Annotated in this window: 21 protein-coding genes; 13 read left to right on the forward strand and 8 right to left on the reverse strand. The window is 41.5% G+C overall.

What is annotated here, in order from left to right; genetic code table 11:
* Positions 1–46 precede the first annotated feature (46 nt).
* Positions 47–631: a riboflavin synthase gene (locus SNE26_RS05910; RefSeq protein ID WP_321558441.1), complete on the forward strand. Its 585-nt coding sequence runs from the start codon at positions 47–49 to the stop codon at positions 629–631.
* On the opposite strand, the gene SNE26_RS05915 is transcribed toward SNE26_RS05910, so the two are convergent.
* Positions 628–1770: a hypothetical protein gene (locus tag SNE26_RS05915; RefSeq protein WP_321558442.1), complete on the reverse strand. Its 1143-nt coding sequence runs from the start codon at positions 1768–1770 to the stop codon at positions 628–630. The genes SNE26_RS05910 and SNE26_RS05915 overlap by 4 nt on opposite strands.
* Positions 1771–1881: 111 nt before the next feature.
* Here SNE26_RS05915 and SNE26_RS05920 point away from each other — a divergent pair, with 111 nt between their 5' ends.
* Positions 1882–2169: a hypothetical protein gene (locus SNE26_RS05920; RefSeq protein ID WP_321558443.1), complete on the forward strand. Its 288-nt coding sequence runs from the start codon at positions 1882–1884 to the stop codon at positions 2167–2169.
* A 59-nt stretch (positions 2170–2228) separates the two neighbouring features.
* On the opposite strand, the gene SNE26_RS05925 is transcribed toward SNE26_RS05920, so the two are convergent.
* Genes SNE26_RS05925 through hscA form a run of 3 tightly spaced genes read right to left on the reverse strand, consistent with a single transcriptional unit; the run spans position 2229 to position 5277 of the window.
* The gene (locus SNE26_RS05925) at positions 2229–2360 is read right to left on the reverse strand and encodes a hypothetical protein (protein ID WP_321558444.1); all 132 of its coding nucleotides are present in this window, start codon (positions 2358–2360) and stop codon (positions 2229–2231) included.
* A gap of 29 nt (positions 2361–2389) precedes the next feature.
* A complete protein-coding gene (locus SNE26_RS05930; protein ID WP_321558445.1) occupies positions 2390–3382 on the reverse strand; it encodes a hypothetical protein in 993 nt (330 codons plus the stop codon).
* Positions 3383–3420: 38 nt separating this feature from the next.
* On the reverse strand, positions 3421–5277 hold the full coding sequence (gene hscA, locus SNE26_RS05935; protein WP_321558446.1) for a Fe-S protein assembly chaperone HscA: 1857 nt from the start codon (positions 5275–5277) through the stop codon (positions 3421–3423).
* A gap of 183 nt (positions 5278–5460) precedes the next feature.
* Between hscA and SNE26_RS05940 the strand changes: the two genes are divergently transcribed.
* The 5 genes from SNE26_RS05940 (at position 5461) to SNE26_RS05960 (ending at position 10148) form a co-directional block, all read left to right on the forward strand.
* Complete coding sequence (locus SNE26_RS05940; RefSeq protein WP_321558447.1) at positions 5461–6411, forward strand: aldo/keto reductase; 951 nt, start codon at positions 5461–5463, stop codon at positions 6409–6411.
* Positions 6412–6685: 274 nt separating this feature from the next.
* Positions 6686–8443: an ATP-binding protein gene (locus tag SNE26_RS05945; protein ID WP_321558448.1), complete on the forward strand. Its 1758-nt coding sequence runs from the start codon at positions 6686–6688 to the stop codon at positions 8441–8443.
* Between the two features lie 90 nt (positions 8444–8533).
* Positions 8534–9418, forward strand: coding sequence for a helix-turn-helix transcriptional regulator (locus tag SNE26_RS05950; RefSeq protein WP_321558449.1), 885 nt, complete (start codon positions 8534–8536; stop codon positions 9416–9418).
* 4 nt (positions 9419–9422) lie between these two features.
* On the forward strand, positions 9423–9830 hold the full coding sequence (locus SNE26_RS05955; RefSeq protein ID WP_321558450.1) for a DUF983 domain-containing protein: 408 nt from the start codon (positions 9423–9425) through the stop codon (positions 9828–9830).
* Positions 9831–9995: 165 nt separating this feature from the next.
* On the forward strand, positions 9996–10148 hold the full coding sequence (locus tag SNE26_RS05960; RefSeq protein ID WP_167516102.1) for a hypothetical protein: 153 nt from the start codon (positions 9996–9998) through the stop codon (positions 10146–10148).
* Between the two features lie 78 nt (positions 10149–10226).
* Here SNE26_RS05960 and SNE26_RS05965 read toward each other — a convergent pair whose 3' ends face one another.
* Together SNE26_RS05965 and SNE26_RS05970 are read right to left on the reverse strand one after the other, a co-directional pair.
* On the reverse strand, positions 10227–10529 hold the full coding sequence (locus tag SNE26_RS05965) for a hypothetical protein (protein WP_321558451.1): 303 nt from the start codon (positions 10527–10529) through the stop codon (positions 10227–10229).
* Between the two features lie 258 nt (positions 10530–10787).
* Positions 10788–11288 carry a hypothetical protein gene (locus SNE26_RS05970; protein WP_321558452.1) on the reverse strand — a complete coding sequence of 167 codons (501 nt, stop codon included), beginning with the start codon at positions 11286–11288 and terminating at the stop codon, positions 10788–10790.
* A 79-nt stretch (positions 11289–11367) separates the two neighbouring features.
* On the opposite strand from SNE26_RS05970, the gene SNE26_RS05975 reads away from it, so the two are divergent.
* The 6 genes from SNE26_RS05975 to SNE26_RS06000 all read left to right on the forward strand — a co-directional run bounded on the left by SNE26_RS05975 (position 11368) and on the right by SNE26_RS06000 (position 15906).
* Positions 11368–12012 carry an HAD family hydrolase gene (locus SNE26_RS05975; protein WP_321558453.1) on the forward strand — a complete coding sequence of 215 codons (645 nt, stop codon included), beginning with the start codon at positions 11368–11370 and terminating at the stop codon, positions 12010–12012.
* Between the two features lie 158 nt (positions 12013–12170).
* Entirely contained in the window at positions 12171–13145 is a 975-nt protein-coding gene (locus tag SNE26_RS05980; protein WP_321558454.1) for an ABC transporter substrate-binding protein, read from the forward strand.
* The gene (locus tag SNE26_RS05985) at positions 13146–14015 is read left to right on the forward strand and encodes an ABC transporter permease (protein ID WP_321558455.1); all 870 of its coding nucleotides are present in this window, start codon (positions 13146–13148) and stop codon (positions 14013–14015) included.
* Complete coding sequence (locus SNE26_RS05990; protein ID WP_321558456.1) at positions 14012–14761, forward strand: ATP-binding cassette domain-containing protein; 750 nt, start codon at positions 14012–14014, stop codon at positions 14759–14761. Before SNE26_RS05985 ends, SNE26_RS05990 begins: the two co-directional genes overlap by 4 nt.
* A 34-nt stretch (positions 14762–14795) precedes the next feature.
* Positions 14796–15041, forward strand: a complete 246-nt coding sequence (locus tag SNE26_RS05995; RefSeq protein ID WP_321558457.1) for a hypothetical protein — start codon at positions 14796–14798, stop codon at positions 15039–15041.
* Positions 15042–15384: 343 nt separating this feature from the next.
* Positions 15385–15906, forward strand: coding sequence for a hypothetical protein (locus tag SNE26_RS06000; protein ID WP_321558458.1), 522 nt, complete (start codon positions 15385–15387; stop codon positions 15904–15906).
* 326 nt (positions 15907–16232) lie between these two features.
* On the opposite strand, the gene ctlX is transcribed toward SNE26_RS06000, so the two are convergent.
* The gene (gene ctlX / locus SNE26_RS06005) at positions 16233–17150 is read right to left on the reverse strand and encodes a citrulline utilization hydrolase CtlX (protein ID WP_321558459.1); all 918 of its coding nucleotides are present in this window, start codon (positions 17148–17150) and stop codon (positions 16233–16235) included.
* A 126-nt stretch (positions 17151–17276) separates the two neighbouring features.
* Positions 17277–18731, reverse strand: coding sequence for an arginine deiminase family protein (locus SNE26_RS06010; RefSeq protein WP_321558460.1), 1455 nt, complete (start codon positions 18729–18731; stop codon positions 17277–17279).
* Positions 18732–18756 lie beyond the last annotated feature (25 nt).

The raw sequence follows: 18756 nt of genomic DNA on the forward strand, positions 1-18756 counted from the left end.
AGCTTTGAGCCAATCAAAATAGCCCTTTCAACGGGCCGGGAGGCATATGTTTACAGGAATTATAGAAACTTTAGGTAAGATCACGGATCTGCAACAGGAAAAAGGCAACCTTAATATTACTGTCGAATCAGCAATATCGCATGAGCTAAAGATCGATCAATCTGTGGCACATAATGGTGTTTGCCTTACTGTGGTAGCCCTTGCTGATGGCCTGCATGTGGTAACCGCTATTGAAGAAACCTTAAATAAAACAAACCTTGCCCAACTTAAAGTTGGCGACCCGGTGAACCTGGAACGCTGCATGCAAATGAATGCCCGGCTTGATGGCCACATTGTTCAGGGCCATGTTGACCAGGTGGCTGTTTGTACCGCCTTTAAAGAACTTGACGGTAGCTGGGAATACACTTTTGAATATGATGCAGCAAGTGGTAACGTGACGGTCGAAAAAGGTTCTATCTGTGTAAACGGTATCAGCCTAACCGTGGTTAATTCACATGCCAATGGTTTTTCTGTAGCCATTATTCCGTATACTTTTGAGCATACCAACCTGCACAATGTGAAGGTTGGCAGCCAGGTAAACCTTGAGTTTGATATTATCGGCAAGTATGTTGCCCGCTTGATGCAGCGCTAAATCCCTAATGATTTAATGCGCTGTTTGGAGTAAGCGATATAAGCTTTTTGTGAATCTTTGGGTTTACTGGCCAGGTATTTTTTATAATATTTCAACGCTGTTACTTTGTTCTTCAGCTCAGTATCATACAAAGTGGCGAGGGCATAATAGGTGAGAGGGTCCGGTTTATAAAACAAGCTTTTCTGGTATGCTTCAACCGCGTTTTTAAGCTGGTGCAGCCGATCGTACGAATCACCTTTTTCACTGTAATAGGAGCTTACCCCTGTAGATATAGCCTCTTCAATGGCCTTATCCAGGTAGGTTATTGCTTTTGAGTTATTGTGCAGGGCTTTGTAGCTCATGGCTGTGTAATAATATGAAGCTTCGGTGCCGGTATTGCTGTCTTCCAATGTTTTAAAAGTTTTGATACAATCCGGGTAGTTGGCGGTCATGTAATAGGAAGTGGCCAGCATAGATACAATGCTGCCGGCCTGTTCACCTGCATCCGTCAGCTTTTTAGTAATGGCTATAGTTACCGGATATCTTTTTAACGCGTATGATGCTTGTGCCTTCCCTTTCAGTAACAGCAGGTTGGCTGTATCAGCAACAAGTGCTTTGTCAATGACATTTTCGGCATTGCCATATAGTTTAAGATTGATATAAAAGGATGACAGATCATATGCCACATCAGCATTAAGAGGATTAATTTTGTTGGCTTTTTGCAGGTACACGATGCTTCCCTCTATATCGCCTACATTTTGTGATAGGTCTGCCAGTTGTTTATACACATCAAAGTTAGTAGTATCCTTTAGGAGGATCTTCTTTGCATAGATTAATGCTTTTTTATTATTACCCCGTCTTTTAATGATCTCACTCATGTTATACAGGTTAGTAAGGTTGGTAGTATCTGTAGCATAGATGCGTTGATAATAACCCTCTGCCTCGGGTAGGCGGGAAGCCATTTTTGAAGTATATGCCAGCTTGGCCAACACTTTGATATCGGTAACCGGCTCGGGATAAGTTTTTTTGAGATAATCGGCTGCATCTGCAAAACGCTGGTTTTGGTAATGTTCAAGCAGCAACGAGTCATTGGCGGCTTGCTGAGCGTGTAATTGCAATACAGATAAGGTAAGGAGCAGGCTTATAAATAGGTTTTTCATAACTAAGCATTTAGTTGAACTAAAGTATTAGTTATTGTAGACAAATCCAAATCTGAAACAATTTTTTATTAAAGGGGTTAGATTTATAATTAATAATTAAAACCGCATATTATGGATAAGCTAAAGAAGTTTGGACTGATGGAAAAAATTGTCCATGAACTGGAAGACCTGAAAAATAGCCAGCAGGCTATCATCACTAAGCTGACAAAGATAGAAGTTGATAATATTGACCTTGGCGATAAACGCCTTGAGAAGGACCTGCCCGATATGCACCAACGCGTATCAGAAAACCTGGATACCATAGCAGCCATCCTTGAAGACTTTGCCAATCAAACTGCAAGCTATAGTGACAGCAACAATATAGCCGCCCTGAAAGAGCAGGAAGCGTTAGGAAAATAAGTTAAAAAGGAAAATCCTCGGTTTCTCCGGGGATTTTCTTTACCGAATCGACATTTAAATCAAAGATTTTCTCTTCTTCTTTGGAATAGATTTTCAACATCTTCGTGATTAACAAAATTCCCGCTTTCAATTTCTTGGTCGGCAAAGTTTATTTGATCGTCATAATCTATTTCTTCTACTTCATCTTTCATAATACCAATATAACAAATAGAATTCATCACTACTGGTATTGAATATAAACAGGTGCCGGCTTTAAACTCAAAACTTCCTTAGGCGTAAGCATCCTGTGAGGCACGTTCTTAATGTCGTTTTTGTAAAAGAGTTTAAATCCCGTAAATTGAACAGGCTCTTCTGAAATAAAATATTTATAAGTCCCTTTTTTTAATTCCGGGCCGCCCCAGCCGTCCATGTCCATCACAACCTGTACTTCGGGCCTTAGTTTAATGTTTTTATAGTTGGTTACCATAGGCCTGGTGAAACGGTGTACCACAAATATTTTGGGTGGCAGGTCGTTCTTTTTTACCAGTTTGGCCAGATACCCGGTTACATAATTAATATCATCAGCATCAAAAGTGCCAATGCGTTTGCCGGGTACGCTGCCTTCTTTCATAGAAAATTCCGGGTCGATGCCTAAATGAACGTTTGGCATCTTCATATATTTTTCCAATAAAGGCAACTCGGTTTGTACCGTACTGAAGCCAACCTGTATATCTAAAAATACAAGGGCGTTGATGCTTTTTGCCCAGTTTAGTATGGTATCTATTTGGCTAAAAGGCATCCGCAGGTTATGTAAACCCTTACGCCCGGCATCAGCCTGGGCAGTTACGCAGATATAATGAAGGGCGGGCACCACATTGGTAGCGGTATCGGCCTTTTCCCAATTTTTTACTTCCTCCTTTAATTTATTGAGCATGGTTTTACGTGGGTATTGGCCAAGTACGCCCATGTTTTTTGAATAAATATTGCCGTAAAAAGCTACAATACGGTTAAATGGTAAAATAGCACCGGGCAGGGGATACTCTTTCGTTTTCACCGGCCAGCGTCCGCTTTTATCTCCATTGGCCAATTTTTTCATCAAGGAATCGTACTTTAAAGTATCCAGCAATGATGATTTTGCTGTGGTGTCGCGAAAGTGCTTATGGGTTACAGCACAGGCCGTATTGGTTACGGCAATAAAAATAAACAGGGCTAAAGCAGAGATTGTCCTTTTCAAATTTTAAGATTTTTTGGGTTGATCAGCAATATCTGTGCCTATTCTATACTCTTACCCCTCATGGCTGTGCTTATAGCCTGATCCATTAACCGTTCAGCAAACGGGCGGGTAAACTCGTTAAGCTCATCAATTGTTTTTAAAATCAGGTCTTTATCGCCGCTGGTTAGCGCCTCTTTTAATTTCTGAACAAGTTTTGTAGTATCTGCAATTTCCGCAACCGAAACGTAATCGGCGTTTTTTTGCAGGAAGCGTTCAACAGTATAAACCATTTGCTCGCCTTCGGTACGTGCTTCAATAAGCATCCGCTGGCTTACGTCATCCTTGGCATGGGTAATGCTGTCCATCAGCATTTGTTCTACCTGTTCATCGGTAATACCGTAGGTTGGTTTTACTTCAACTTCCTGTTTTACGCCCGAACGAAGCTCAATAGCCTGTATGGTAAGGATCCCATCGGCATTCAATAAAAAGTTAATATCAACCTTAGGGAAACCTGCAGGCATGGAAGGGATGCCTTTTAAATCAAATTCGGCCAGTTTACGGTTTTCTTTGATCAGGTCGCGCTCTCCCTGGTAAACGGCAATTTTCATGTTTACCTGTCCGTCTATCGATGTAGTATATTGCCTGCCGCCCTTGGTTGGCACTTTGGAGTTGCGGGGGATGATCACATCCATCAGCCCGCCCATGGTTTCAATACCCAGGGATAGGGGGGTAACATCAAGCAATAAAATATCTTTACGGTTCCCGGCCAAAATATCGGCCTGTATAGCGGCACCTAAGGCCACAACTTCATCCGGGTTTACATCATCATGCACCGGGCGACCGAAAAATTCGGCAACCATACGTTTAACCAAAGCAGTACGTGTTGAGCCGCCTACCATAACCACTTCATCAATCTGATCGATAGTTAATTTGGCATCTTTAAGCGCGTTTTGGCAGCTGGTAATGGTTTGCTGTACTTTGGGTAATATCAGCTCCTCGAAAGTGGTACGGTCAAGGGTGCACCAGATCTCGCCTATTTTATCATTAACCAGGCTTTGGTGGGCAAAAGCTTTTTTAGCTTCTTCGGCTTTTAGGCGTAATTGCTGAGCCAGTTCGGTATTGGCAAGCACTTCGGCTTTGTTAAGTTGGTTTTTCTCAATCCAGTAATCAACAATAATGCGGTCAAAATCATCGCCGCCTAAAAAAGTATCGCCGTTGGTGGCCAGCACTTCAAAAATGCCGTTCTGGATTTGCAGTATCGATACATCAAACGTACCGCCGCCAAGGTCATAAACAGCTATGGTTTTGGTTTCTTCGGGGTTAAGGCCAATGCCATAAGCTAAACTTGCGGCAGTGGGTTCGTTAACTATCCGTAACACGTCAAGCCCTGCAAGTTTGCCCGCATCGCGGGTAGCCTGGCGTTGTGAATCATTAAAGTATGCCGGAACAGTGATCACAGCACGGTTAACCGGGGTTTTAAGGGCATGTTCGGCACGGGCCTTAAGTTCTTTCAATATCTGGGCAGATAGCTCGATCGGCGTGTAGAATTTATCGCCTACTTTGATCTTTACCAGGCTTTCAGTATCATCGTCAATTACTTTATAGCTAAAAAAGTCTTTGTAGTTTTCAATATCGTGGTAACTGCGGCCCAGCAAACGTTTAACCGAAAATATGGTGTTTTGCGGATCGGTTATCAGAAACTCTTTTGCTTCATTACCAACCAAAACATCGCCTGCATCTCCAAAATGAACTACGGAGGGAACCAGTACACCTTTACCGGCATCATTAATTACCTGCGGATTTTTATCAGGGTTGATGAATGCTACCAGCGAGTTGGTGGTACCCAGGTCGATGCCTACAATGATCTCTTCTTTTTGTAATGAGCCTGTTGCCAGGTTGATAGAAACTTTAGCCATTATATTAAGTTAACAAAGGGCAAATGTACTTAGTTTTGATTGAGGATATGTCTTCTCAATCTCTAATTTGTTAAGTTTTGTACGTTTTGTAATATCATTATGGGTTAAACCTTTATTTCATTAGGCTGACAAACAAATAAGCTTAACACCGCTTTATCCCAGTAACACCCTAAATAAATTATTATGGAAAATCGTGAATTAGGAGCATCCGGCATATCAACAGCGCCATTGGTTTTTGGCGGCAATGTGTTTGGGTGGACTGTTAAAGGTAAAGATACGGCCCTTTTACTGGATGCATTTGTAGATGCCGGTTTTAACACTATCGATACTGCCGATGTTTACTCGCGCTGGGTTGAAGGCAATAAAGGCGGCGAATCAGAAACCGAAATTGGTAACTGGCTTAAGCAAAGCGGCAAACGCGATAAAGTGGTAATAGCCACTAAAGTAGGCTCCGAAATGGATTCGGGCAGTAAGGGCCTTAAAAAAGATTACATTATTAAAGCGGCCGAAGCTTCATTAAAGCGTTTGCAAACTCATTATATCGATCTGTATCAAACCCATTACGACGATCCCTCAACCCCGGTTGAAGAAACCTTGCGTGCTTATGACCAGCTGGTGCAGGATGGTAAAGTGAGGGCGATAGGAACTTCAAATATGTCTGTGGAGCGTTTGCATGAGTCGCTCAAAACAAGTGTTGAAAAAGGCCTGATAGCTTATCAAACGCTTCAGCCCGAATATAACCTGTTCGACAGGGAAAAATATGAAACCACTTACGAGCCTTTTATTAAAGAGCAAAACCTTGGGGTGATCAGTTATTTTTCGTTGGCAAGCGGCTTTTTAAGCGGCAAATACCGTTCGGAGGACGATTTGAAGGGAAGCAGCCGCGCCGGGATGGTTAAAAAATATCTTAACGAAAGGGGCTACAGGATATTAAAAGCCCTGGATGACCTTGCCGGGCAGTATAAAACCAGTCAGTCGGCAATTGCACTGGCCTGGTTAATTGCAAGGCCGGGCATTACAGCACCCATTGTTAGTGCCACCAGTTTGGAGCAGCTTAATGATCTTGTTGAATCAGCTACATTGAAATTGAGTAATGAAGCTATAGAAGTGCTGAATATCGCCAGCGCTTATTAAATATTCATTTATATTTAACTATATATAACAGCGCACTTTTCAAATGAAGGTGGGCTGTTTGTTTTTAGTTGCCTGATTAACATTCTAATCACTTACTTTGGATTACTTAATAATTACATTGATTTTTTAATTTAATTATTAAACAATAATATCCTGTTTTTTGCCTTTTTAAACACTAAAGTTTTAAATATTTCCTGAAAAATAGTTTATTTACTAAACCGAACTCTCTGTTTTTGAGTATAAAGAGTTTTCTCTAATTAATTTTTTATTTTAAATGGAAAAGCTGAAGCGGATTATTGGCTACGGGATGCCTGATTTGTCGCTGGAGAACAAGCTGTTTAATGCGCTCTCATTATTCATTTGTGCCAGCAGCATTTTTTCTCTGATCTGTAATTTGTTTTTAGGCTTAAGTTATAAACTTGAGCTTGTTGAGCTTTTTGTGATCCTGATGTCGGGCTGGGCTTTTTACAGGAGCCGGTTTGTTAAATATAAGGAAGATGCTACCCTCATTTACATTTGCTTAGGGTTGGCTGCAATTATTCCGGGCTGGTTTTACAATGGCGGTATCAACGGATCAACAACCCTTTCGGGAGTTTTTTTTATTGTACTAATAACACTGCTTGTAAAAAAGCGATACCATTATATCTTTATTGGCGCGCTGGTAGCTATATTTTTAGGATGCTACTTCATTGAAAAACGTTTTCCTGGTTTAGTACAACCTTACGATAGTACGGCATCAAAAGAATCTGACCTGATCACATCGGCTGTAGTAAATATATTGACCGTTGGGCTGCTGGTAGGTTTTATTAAAAAAAGCCATGAAACCGATAAGCGCGACCTGATCCTTAAAAGTGAAGAGCTGCAAGCGTCACAAATTGAGCTTTCGTCTTCACGTGACCAGGCCGAGGCGGCTACATTTGCCAAATCGAACTTTCTGGCCAATATGAGCCATGAAATTCGTACGCCGCTTAATGGTATCATTGGTACGGCCCAGCTATTATCACGCGCCAATTTACAGCCCGAGCAGATGGAACTCCTTCAAACCTTACAATCGAGCAGTAATTTGCTGATCAATATCATCAGTGATATTCTTGACATTTCAAAGATCGAAGCCGATAAACTGATCCTTCATCCGGTTTCAACGCATTTGCGCAATTGCATAAAAACAGTTATTGAAATTACCGAACCGGCCATTACTACCCTTCACAAACCCCTAAGCTTAACCTATCATGTTGATGATAATGTAGCAAATTATGTAATTGCAGATGAGGGCAGGCTTCAGCAAATCCTGGTTAATTTGATAGGAAATGCCATTAAGTTTACCGACGAAGGCTCGGTAAGTTTACGGGTAACCGCATCTGAGATAAGGAACAACGTACAGGAAATTACTTTCAGTATCAAAGATGACGGGATTGGAATAAGCGAGGAGGCATTAGCGCAATTATTTAAACCATTTACCCAGGTAAATACTACTGCTTTGCGCAAATACGGCGGTACCGGGCTGGGCTTATCCATCTGCAAAAAACTTGTAGAGATGATGCAGGGCGGGATTTGGGTAGAGAGTAAGGAGGCCCGGGGCTCATTGTTTAGCTTTACCTTGCCTTTACATGTTACGTATGGCATTACCGAACCGGAGATGCAGCAAGATGAAAAGGAAGCGTTTCAATACCGCCCCTTACGCATTTTATTAGCCGAGGATAATAAAATGAACCAGTTGATAGCCAGCAAGATTTTTAAAAAGGTTGGTTATAATATTGATATTGCCGAAAATGGATTGGCCGCTGTAAATATGGTTGAGCAATGTAACTATGACCTGATATTTATGGATATTCAAATGCCCGAAATGGATGGTTTACAGGCTACCCGCCATATATTAACCAGGCACGGTAAAGGTGCTCCGCCTATTATTGCCATGACTGCCAACGTGCTTAGCGAAAATGAACGTGAATGCACTCAGGCCGGTATGAAAGATTTTGTAAGTAAGCCTTTTACTTTTGAGCGCCTGGAAGATATCATCCAAAAATGGACATGATTTATCAAAAATTTGTCAATCGTTGATTAGTACCATACAAAATAAAAATAGTACCATTAAGGGCGATGCTTTTGTGTGTAGTTTTGTGACATGTTACAAAGCATCCCAACAATTGATATTTGCACATTAGCTGACGATATAAAGCAGGATGAGATCCTGATCAGCAGGTTTGCGCCTTACCTGGATGCCCACAAAAACCTTTTCTTTCCGCACCGCCACTCTTTTTATCACCTGGTATTGTTTACCGATGGAGGAGGTTGGCATACCATAGATTTTGAAAGCTTTGATGTAAAGCCGGGGCAGGTTTACTTTATGATTCCGGGCCAGGTACATTCATGGGATTTTAAAGGTTTTACCGATGGTTATATCATTAATTTTTCAAGTTCGTTTATTCAGTCGTTTTTATTGCGGTCGGGTTATTTTGACAACTTTTACTTTTTGAACGGTAACCCGAAGGATGAGGTAATTGATTTACCTGCAGATCAATTGCCGCTGATAATTTCTCTTTTTGAAAAAATAATAGCCGAGGTTGAAAAACCGGCCACTCTGGGCAGCGATATGGTAAAACTGCTTATGCTGCAGATTTTTATCCTCATAAGCCGTTGCGGTGGAAAGGGCGATAACTTCGGAAAACAAGGCTATAATCAAACCCTGATCCGAAATTTTCAAAAACTGATTGAACAGCATTATATCGATGTAAAGCTCCCTAAAGATTATGCCGAACTGCTTTATATCACCCCTAATCATTTAAACGCGGTATGTAAAGATGTGCTTGGCCTGTCGGCAGGTGAGGTGATCCGTAACCGTACTTTGCTTGAAGCAAAAAGGCTACTGACCAACCCAAGGCTTAGTATCAGCGAGATTGCCTTTAACCTTAATTTTAGCGATAACTCCTATTTTACCAAGTTCTTTAAAAAAATTGAGGGTATCACTCCCGAAGAGTTCAGAAAGAAAACCTTAAACAATAAATCATAATAATATGGAAGCCCCTAAATATAAATTATCCGCCTGGTCTGCCTTTGTAAACGCCAAATGTCCGCGTTGCAGGCGCGGCGATCTGTTTGCTACCGGCATGTATGAATTTAAAGGACAGGAGATGCATAAAACATGTTCACACTGCGGCCTGGTGTATGAGCGTGAGCCCGGTTATTTTTATGTAGCCATGTTTGCCAGTTATGCACTTAATGTTGCCGAGATGGTTACACTGGCGGTTGCTATCAGTGTTTTAACCGGCAGCAGTAACCCCTGGTTGTATGTAACTATTATTTTAGGGGTAGCCGTAGTTTTAGCGCCATTTAATTACAGGTATTCAAGAGTGATGCTTTTGCACTGGCTCACACCGGGCTTACACTATCATCCGGAGATGAGCGAGGATAAAGCAAAATAATTTAATTGACTGAAATACACAGCGATGCCCTTCATTGAAAAATTAAGGGCATTTTCATTTAAACCAAAACCCGCGGCTGCAGTCATAATAATAACAAGCTTGATTTATATAAATTAAATAAGTATTTGAAATTAAGCTGTTTATGATTACTTAAAATCTATTATCATGAAAGCAAAACTTAAATCACTAAAAGCCGATCTGTATAATGTATTTGTAGTTGGTAATGCCGATGACAGACAATTGGCAAAAGCATATTTTTTGTTGGCTATCCCTTTATTCGCTATATTTTTTGGCCTGGGCTCATTCCCCAAATTCTGATCATAAAAAAACAGCCGGAGCATTCTGCGACGACTGTTTACAACTGTTCCTAACTAATTAACTAACTATTAAACGATATTACTTTTCGATGGGGTTAAGGCCCAGGTAATTTGCGGCGACAAATAAATTATTATTGATCTTGTGCCAGGCCTGGTGGCTGCCGCTTGCATACCGGTTTAAAACATCATAATAATGGGGATCTGAGAATATCAGCAGGGTGTTTATTCCTGAATTATACAATGAATCTTTGCCTAAATAAATACCGCTGCGTTGTGCTGGTTTGTCGGGCCTTTTTTCAGGTGTTGAGGCAAACATATTGGCACAAGCTACTAAAACGAGGGATGCTGCAACCAAAACAAGAAAATGGTAGAATAATTTCATAAGCAAGGTATAAGTTTTTAAAAGATGCTTCCGGATGTTCAGAAGCACATTATGCTCCAAAAGTAACCAACGCTTTATAAAAAATAATCAGGGATTTCACCGTTTTGCGTACGTAGTTTTACGCATTTTTAAATGAGATGGCGGCGAATAGTTAAATGTACAAATAAAAATTCCATTATGTTGCAAATTCTTTAAAAGAATTTATGCCCGGTTGTTAGCAAGAGTAGGCCCGGGCGCTATTTGCGATATGGAAGATACTTACCAGGTTGCCTTTTCAGCAGGCTGGTGTTTTAACAGCCGATATTTTGATAGTGCCCTTTTTATTTTCAAAGCAGAAAGTTTATACTCCAGTAAGGTACCCAAAGCAAATATGCAAAGAAAACCAGGCGGATAAATCAAAGCTTCGGTCGTACCCTCGCCAACGGATACGGAAATAATACCGGCTGCAACACCAATCACCAACAATACTAACACTGCGGTGCTCACGTTACTCAGCCTTAACCTATAAAATAAATCAGTTGTGTTACGGGGCAGGTTGATGATCAGCTTTGGGAGGTAGCGATCTATAAACGTGCGTGGGCGGGTAAAATGTATGTTGCGACTGCCCTCATAACCTAACAGGATTTTATCTGTTCCCATAGATACTTCTGATGATATAAAATCGAAATTGGTCTCGCGTTTTGCCGCGAATTTGCGTAAAGCCTTTTCCAATTCAGCCTTTTCATCCGGGCTTAAAGAAACCGTTTTAATTGTGATCATGGTTTTATTCCGTTAAAGTAGTAAATAAATTAACATCATTGTGCAAGGCGGCTAATAAACCTTTACTTTTGCCGGCGATATGAATGATTCGCTTAAAAACAAATACGACAGCATAATTTTTGACCTGGATGGCACCCTTTGGGATAGTACCGCTAATGTTGCCCTTGCATGGCAAGCGGCTTTAAGCAAGGTAGATTATATTCAGGAAGAAATGACACAGGAACGTGTGCGCTCTATCACCGGCATGACCTATGACGCCATTTTTGATAAATTATTCCCAAGCCTCAATAATGAGCAGCGTAAAGAAGTGCAATCGCTTTGCGCCGTTAGCGAATTGGAAATACTGCACACCAAAGGAGGAGAGCTTTATCCGCAACTGGTTGAAACGCTTAAATATCTCGCTGCAAATTATAAGCTTTATATAGTAAGTAATTGCCAAAACGGTTATATTGAACTGTTTTTGGATCTGAACCAATTGCATGGCCATTTTCTTGGGCACCAGTGTTTCGGCACAAAAGGAAACCCTAAGGCCGATAATATCAAAGATGTGGTTAGCGATCACCAATTGAAAGCTCCGGTTTACGTAGGTGATACCATGGGCGATTATAATGCCGCCAAACAAGCCGGCGTACCTTTCATTTTTGCAAATTATGGTTTTGGCGTTGTGCCTGATGGCATGGTAGCAACTATCAGTAATTTTGCCGAACTTAAAGAGCTGTTTTAAACTTATTGTTTTTTTATCGCATCCTTTCAGGATAGGGGCTAAGTCCGCTATCCTGAAAGGGGCTGTAGCTTGCCGAATGTTATAATCCTATTGTAAAACAATTTTCGGCTTTTGCCATTGTACTTTCAGCTTTACAGCTAAAAAGTTAATTTAGTAAAATGAAGTTTATCAAATATCTGCCGGTAGCCATATTGCTTGTTTTTTTTGTGTCCTGTAAACCCAAAACCAAATCAATGCAGGTACCTGTGGTTGGTTTTGTTGATGCTTTTGAAGATGCTACCATATCCCAGGCCCGTAAAGGTTTTACAGATGCCCTGAACAAAAATGGTTTCAGCGAAGAAAAAAAGACCGTGCAGATTGAGTACAGTAATGCCCAGGGCGATATCCCAACGCTTACACAGATAGTTAACCACTTTGTTACCGATAGCGTTAACCTGCTGGCAACTTGTACAACATTATCGACAGTAACAGCGCTTCAAAAAACAAAACATATCCCGGTTTTTGCCATGGTATCCCCAACTGCCGAACGCATGAAGGTAGTTGACGCAAGCGGCAAAGCACCCACTAATCTTTTTGGCGCGGTAGAAGAGCTAAACTATATTGATACTTCGTTTAGCATTATTCCCAAACTGCTTAAGCCAAAGGGGCCGAAGCTTGTAATCGGGATGATCTATAATCAATCGGAGCCGCAATCGGCCGATGCCTTAAACCGCATTAAATCATTGGCTGCAGGGCTAAATGTTGATATTGTAGCACTTCCGCTAAATACCTCAGCCGATGCGCAGTTGGTTACCCAGTCGCTGTTAGGCAAAAACATAGACGCCTTTTTTGCTAATCCGGATAATACCGTTTTTGCGTCTTTTGAAACCATCCTTAAAAACTGTAATCAAAAAAATGTTCCCATTTTTACCAGCGAAGCAGGCTTGGTTCAGCGCGGTGCTGTGGCTGCTTTTGGAGCCGATATTTACCAATGGGGATACCAGGCAGGCGAACAGGCCGCCCAATTTCTTAAAACCCATAAAACCGATGGCCTGCAGCCCGAAATGGTAAAGATCAGGAAAAGGGTATATAACCCGGCCGCTGCTAAAAAATATAACATCACCATTCCGCCAAATTTTGAGCCTGTAAAATAAATGGATTTTTACCTTACCGCTTTACTGCAAGGCCTGTGCTTTTCGGCCATAGCGCTGGGGATCTATATATCCATGAAGATCTTTAATATTCCTGATATCACAACCGATGGCAGTTATACACTGGGTGGTGTGGTTACGGCAGTATTGCTTACAAATCATCAGCCTGCTTATGTTATTTTACCTGCTGTGATTTTGGCAGGGGCAACAGCGGGGGCGCTTACAGGTATTATCCACACTAAATTGAAGATCAATGCCTTGCTGGCCGGCATCCTGGTCATGACGGCACTTTACTCGGTTAACCTTACTATTTTAGGCCGCTCAAATTTGCCGCTCATCAATTTGCCTTCGCTATTTACTATTGTAAATGTAGTGGGCGACCCTAATCAGAATACATTCTGGATCCTCGCCATTTTTGTTATCGTGATCACCGTTTTGATCGGCTACTTACTCAAAACCGATTTTGGTATAGCCATGCGGGCTACAGGTAACAGCGAATCCATGATCCGTTCGTTAGGTGTAAATACCGACAGGATGAAGATCACCGGGCTGGCGCTGGCAAATGCGCTCACCGCATTGAGCGGTTATCTGGTGGCGCAGTTCCAGGGTTTTGCAGATATCAGCATGGGGATTGGGATTGTGATAGTAGGGTTAGGGTCGGTGATCATTGCCGAAACATTGATTAACTGGTTTAAGCTTACCTCGGTATGGTTAAGCCTGGTATTGGTGTTAGCAGGGGCGGTGATATTTCAACTGGTTTTGGCGTTTACCCTCTCAGTAGGTGTCGACCCTAAATTACTTAAAATAGTTACTGCCGGTTTTGTGCTGGTAATTGTAAGCCTGCCGCGTTTATCCTTATTAAGATCATCATGATAACGATAACCGACGTACATAAAATATTCAATAAAGGTAAAGCCAACCAGATAAACGCGGTTAATGGCATTACACTGGAGATCAAAGATGGAGAGTTTTTGGTGATAGTTGGTTCGAATGGCTCAGGCAAAACTACCATGCTTAATTTAATTGCCGGCAGCGTATTAGCTGATAGGGGTACAATAGGTATTGATAATACCGATGTGACGAAACTCCCCGATTATAAACGCAGCCGGTGGATTGCAAGGGTATTTCAAAACCCCTTGAGTGGCACTGCGCCCGATTTGAGCATTTTGGATAATTTCCGCCTTGCATCGCTCCGCACCAAAACAAAGGGTTTATCGGTTGGGGTAAATGATTCTTTTAAAAAACAGGTACAAGAAAAAGTGGCCGGCCTTGGCATGGGTTTGCAGGATAAGATAGATCAGCCAATGGGTACTTTATCAGGCGGGCAGCGGCAGGCGCTTACCCTGCTGATGAGTGTGATGGACACTTGTAAGGTTTTACTGCTGGATGAACCTACCGCGGCCCTCGACCCTCGCTCGGCCGATGTGGTGATGCGGACTGCTGATACACTGATCCGCGATTTTAATTTGACGGCCGTATTCATTACGCATAATTTAAAGGATGCTTTTAATTATGGTACACGAATAATACAAATGGGAGAAGGGTTGATTATTAATGACTTATCGGGTACGGACAAAGCTTCTTTAAAACAAAACGACGTGTTCGACTGGTTCGCATAAAAATTGGCAGAGTAATTGTATTGCTACCTGTACTATGAAAAACAATAATTTTGTAACCATATCCGACGCTTACCAGTTAGTAAGCGGCGCGAAAATAAAAGGCAAAAAACACGACGAAATATTTGAGCTTGGAGCATACGATGCCCTTAAACGCGGCTATGTGCTTTATCCGCTTGAACATGGCGTAAAGTTTGATGATTTCAGCGTAATGATCTCTGAAAAAGAACTAAAAAATAACTTCCTGATTGAGGCGGTTAAACAAAATGCAATAGCAGCTTAATAAACAAGCTGCTATTTTTTACATTGCCTTTTCAAGTCATATAAAGGCAATAAACCTCATGCACAAGGTATTGAGCTCGTGCATGAGCACTTCATCTCTTGCTTTTCTCGTTCAATAATTGTACGTTTGCATTAACAAAGTACAAACCGATGCTGTTTAATAAATCAATCTGCTCAACAGTAATGTGGCCCATGGTGTCACAGCAGAAGGGTTTTGTGTCGATAATTCTCTTCTCTACTCCGGTGTAGTGCTTTCGAAGCACCCGAACCGATCCTGCATTTACCACATTAGTATAACATTAAGCATTACTTAAACGTAAGCTTAACTGAATTTGAAATTTTATATGGACAATTATTATTCAATAGAAGAAAAATACCTCCAGGCTGTTGATGAACTATCGTTCGGAGAAACACCTAAAGGCTTAAATATATTAAACCAGATCATTGCGGATGAGCCATTTTTTGCAAGGGCGCATTACCAGTTAGGGATGATCTACTATTACAAGATCCAGGATTACCAAACCGCAGGTTATCATTTTAAAACCTGTATGGAACTGGAACCATCGTTCCCGGATAATTATACCCATTATCTTGACCTGGTAGTTTTCCTGGGGATGGATAAGCTGGTTTCAACCATTTCGGCCCAGGCTTTAACCACACCAGGAGTGAACAAGGCCCGCACCTTTGAGCTGCTTGGTTTGTTTTATGAAAAGCAAAAGGACTGGAATAAATCCTTAGGTTATTACCAGGAAGCTTTTATGGAAGTAACTGAAAAAGACGAGCGTAAAGACATTGAAGATAGCTTTAAACGCGTACGCTCAAAAATGAAGCAAAAACAGGCTTACCTGTATTTTATTACAGAGTAAACTTGAATAGCTGTTTAATTGGATACTTAACGAATAGGCCCCTAATGAAGGGGCTTATTCGTTAGTAAAAAAATCCTAATTAATAACGTCTGTTTAAAGATAAGTTATTAGTGTAAGCTGCGGTTATACAATTGAGGTACAATTTGTGTGAAAAATGTGCGGAGGCTGTACATTGCATTGTAATAATTAAATTATCGTCTTTATATATTGATCATGATTAGCCATGCCTAAATATTTAGTAAAGCAAGCGTTATTACTTGTTGCTATAGTTATAATTGTTCTCCTCTTGAGATATCTGGTAGCACTTTACGCGATCAACCGGTAAGTTAAACAACAGGCAAATGCACTTCTGCCATCATACACCTTGCGCTGCCGCCGCCATTGATTTCGATGGTATTAATATCAGCATAAACCAACTTTCCATACTGTTGTAAAGCCGAACGCTGTACTTCGGTCAAAGCGTTGAAAGCGTTTTGCGACATGACGATCAATATATCGCCGGCTTTATTTTTCACCTCGAGCATATTGCCTGCAAACTGGTTCATCTGCTCAAAGTTGATTTCAATAATTTCCTTGTGCGATGATTTTAATGATTCGATAACCGTTATTTTTTCATGCGGATTAGGGATACTATTCAAACAAATCACCGCGAACCGGCTGCCGATGCACATCAGCACATTGGTATGATAAATAGGCTTGCCTTTTTCATCAACGGCTTCAAAGCTGATGGGTTGATACCCTGATTGCTCACAGAAATAGTTAAGCACATCTTTATCTGTTCGGGGCGAGAGGCAAGCGTATGCTATTTCATTGTCCCTGTCAAGCACCATACTGCCGGTGCCTTCCAAAAAGCGGTGTTCAAGCTCAAAACGGCTCAGGTCAATTACATGAGCTACTTTAAATTTATCCTCCAGGTTAGTTATGATATCTTCCCTGCGTTCAAGCCGGCGGTTTTCGGCCTGCATGGGGTAAAGAAAAACGCCGCCATCGTTGTGAAAAGAAACCCAGTTGTTAGGAAATATCGAATCGGGTGTGTAGGGTTGTGGCGTGTCATCTATAACTGTAACTTCCACGCCGTTATCGCGCAAAGCAGCAACCATGCCATTAAACTCATTCAACGCTTTTTCCTGTACACCATTTTTTTCGGCATCAGGGTTTTGGAAAGCATTGCTTGCAGCAGTTTCCTCATTAAACCCAAAATTAACCGGGCAGATCATTAGTATATGTGATGTTGATTGACTCATAATGTCTGAACCTTGATTTATGGGATTAATGGATTCTCAGGATTTTTGTTTGTTTTTTGATTTTTAGATTGTTGTGATTTTGGGTATTGATTTGCTAATCGAATCCCATAAATCAAACGAATCTGTTTAATCCAGGTTCAGAATATTATCCCTGAATACCGGCATGCTCATGCAATGAAAACCACCGCGGGCACGGGAAAGTTCTGCCGAAGGCATTAATATTAACGTATCGGTTAAGCTTTGCGGATCGAGTTCATTATTCTCAAATTTTTGAAGCAACTCGGCCACCCTGATCACATTAAAACCGCCTTCTTTAAACGCCTCTACGGTTTTATCATTACGATCATATCCAACAACTACGCCTTCTTTTAGCGCAAGCAGGTTGCAGGAGTCTGTCCACTGTTCGCGGGCATCAAAGGGGAAGGTGTTGTTGCCCGAGTAAATGAACTTTGTTTTTACGCCGCTTTTAAGGTCGTTCTCGCTGATATCTGCCAACAGGTCTTCAATACAACCGAACAGCCTTGGCTTTTCATCTTTTTCAAACTGAACAATTTCTGCCCGTTCTTTCTGTTTTTTATCAGCAAACCATGATATCGGCTCTCGTTCCTCAATAGGGGCCTCGGCTTTAGCAAGTGAACGGAGCAGCACCCAGGTATCGCGTTTTACCTGCGTAAAAACAGTATCGATATGCATATAATCACGCTTGTTCGGGATTTTTACGATGGTTACCTTCTTTACTACATCGTGTTCAAACAATAGCCTGATAGCTTCGTTAGCGCCGCTGACAGAGGTCCGCTCGCTGCAGCCGATCACTAAATGATCGGGACTTACCATCATCACATCGCCGCCTTCTAAAGTTGTACGGCCTTCTGCATCTTCGCCGGGGCGTAAAAAATGCTGGGCAGTTTCGGGAATCTCCAAAATGTTATCGCGATAAGCTTCAAACAGCGGATGGTTGAAAAAAATATACCGCATCAGCAACGTTTCGCGGAAACGGGCCTTTTTTGCCGGTTTGTTGAGCAGCATATGATTATTTACCGCTATGCCCAAATCCCTCGAAAAAATAAGATTGGGGATAGGGGCAAAGATCATTTCTTCGGTTGTTAATGAACCCGAAATAAAGATCTTGGCCAGCTCAACCGGGTCGGTATCGGTAAGCTGCTGTTGTAAACGGTAATTACAGCTTTCAACGGCGCATACAGAGGCTACCAGTTTTTTACGGATATCCGGCTGTTGTAAAATATCAGCCAGCAGCGTTTGGATCTCGATAACTTTATCTGAGGAATGGAAGCCTGCATTATCAGGTTTAAAAAATGAACGGCGCGTACTTTCATCATCAATTTGCTGCAGCTTTCCTTTTATTTTATCCGGGTCAAGAAAATAGAGTAACAGCTTTACATAATAATCGTATTCATTCCTGCGCACAGTATCCAGGTGGATTATATCCTCAAAAAGCCAGTCCTGCGCCTTTGAAGGCACAACTTTGCCCAGGCCACTATCCGGACTATGAATAAGCAGTGAACGTAGTGTGCCAATTTCGGAGGTTACATCTATTTTAAAATCGGAGTTGGTTAATGTCATATAGTACTATAATCGTACACAAATC

Origin of the sequence: Mucilaginibacter sp. cycad4, assembly GCF_034263275.1 — a bacterium.
Taxonomy (GTDB): Bacteria; Bacteroidota; Bacteroidia; order Sphingobacteriales; family Sphingobacteriaceae; genus Mucilaginibacter.

Excerpts from the sequence above, each read along its gene's own strand:
- ctlX (WP_321558459.1), bottom strand. The coding sequence starts at position 17,150 with ATGAGTCAATCAACATCACATATACTAATGATCTGCCCGGTTAATTTT.
- SNE26_RS05985 (WP_321558455.1), top strand. The coding sequence starts at position 13,146 with ATGGATTTTTACCTTACCGCTTTACTGCAAGGCCTGTGCTTTTCGGCC.
- SNE26_RS05950 (WP_321558449.1), top strand. The coding sequence starts at position 8,534 with ATGTTACAAAGCATCCCAACAATTGATATTTGCACATTAGCTGACGAT.
- SNE26_RS05965 (WP_321558451.1), bottom strand. The coding sequence starts at position 10,529 with ATGAAATTATTCTACCATTTTCTTGTTTTGGTTGCAGCATCCCTCGTT.
- SNE26_RS05925 (WP_321558444.1), bottom strand. The coding sequence starts at position 2,360 with ATGAAAGATGAAGTAGAAGAAATAGATTATGACGATCAAATAAACTTT.
- SNE26_RS06000 (WP_321558458.1), top strand. The coding sequence starts at position 15,385 with ATGGACAATTATTATTCAATAGAAGAAAAATACCTCCAGGCTGTTGAT.
- SNE26_RS05990 (WP_321558456.1), top strand. The coding sequence starts at position 14,012 with ATGATAACGATAACCGACGTACATAAAATATTCAATAAAGGTAAAGCC.
- hscA (WP_321558446.1), bottom strand. The coding sequence starts at position 5,277 with ATGGCTAAAGTTTCTATCAACCTGGCAACAGGCTCATTACAAAAAGAA.
- SNE26_RS05995 (WP_321558457.1), top strand. The coding sequence starts at position 14,796 with ATGAAAAACAATAATTTTGTAACCATATCCGACGCTTACCAGTTAGTA.
- SNE26_RS05940 (WP_321558447.1), top strand. The coding sequence starts at position 5,461 with ATGGAAAATCGTGAATTAGGAGCATCCGGCATATCAACAGCGCCATTG.
- SNE26_RS05910 (WP_321558441.1), top strand. The coding sequence starts at position 47 with ATGTTTACAGGAATTATAGAAACTTTAGGTAAGATCACGGATCTGCAA.
- SNE26_RS05915 (WP_321558442.1), bottom strand. The coding sequence starts at position 1,770 with ATGAAAAACCTATTTATAAGCCTGCTCCTTACCTTATCTGTATTGCAA.
- SNE26_RS05975 (WP_321558453.1), top strand. The coding sequence starts at position 11,368 with ATGAATGATTCGCTTAAAAACAAATACGACAGCATAATTTTTGACCTG.
- SNE26_RS06010 (WP_321558460.1), bottom strand. The coding sequence starts at position 18,731 with ATGACATTAACCAACTCCGATTTTAAAATAGATGTAACCTCCGAAATT.
- SNE26_RS05960 (WP_167516102.1), top strand. The coding sequence starts at position 9,996 with ATGAAAGCAAAACTTAAATCACTAAAAGCCGATCTGTATAATGTATTT.
- SNE26_RS05970 (WP_321558452.1), bottom strand. The coding sequence starts at position 11,288 with ATGATCACAATTAAAACGGTTTCTTTAAGCCCGGATGAAAAGGCTGAA.
- SNE26_RS05980 (WP_321558454.1), top strand. The coding sequence starts at position 12,171 with ATGAAGTTTATCAAATATCTGCCGGTAGCCATATTGCTTGTTTTTTTT.
- SNE26_RS05945 (WP_321558448.1), top strand. The coding sequence starts at position 6,686 with ATGGAAAAGCTGAAGCGGATTATTGGCTACGGGATGCCTGATTTGTCG.
- SNE26_RS05955 (WP_321558450.1), top strand. The coding sequence starts at position 9,423 with ATGGAAGCCCCTAAATATAAATTATCCGCCTGGTCTGCCTTTGTAAAC.
- SNE26_RS05920 (WP_321558443.1), top strand. The coding sequence starts at position 1,882 with ATGGATAAGCTAAAGAAGTTTGGACTGATGGAAAAAATTGTCCATGAA.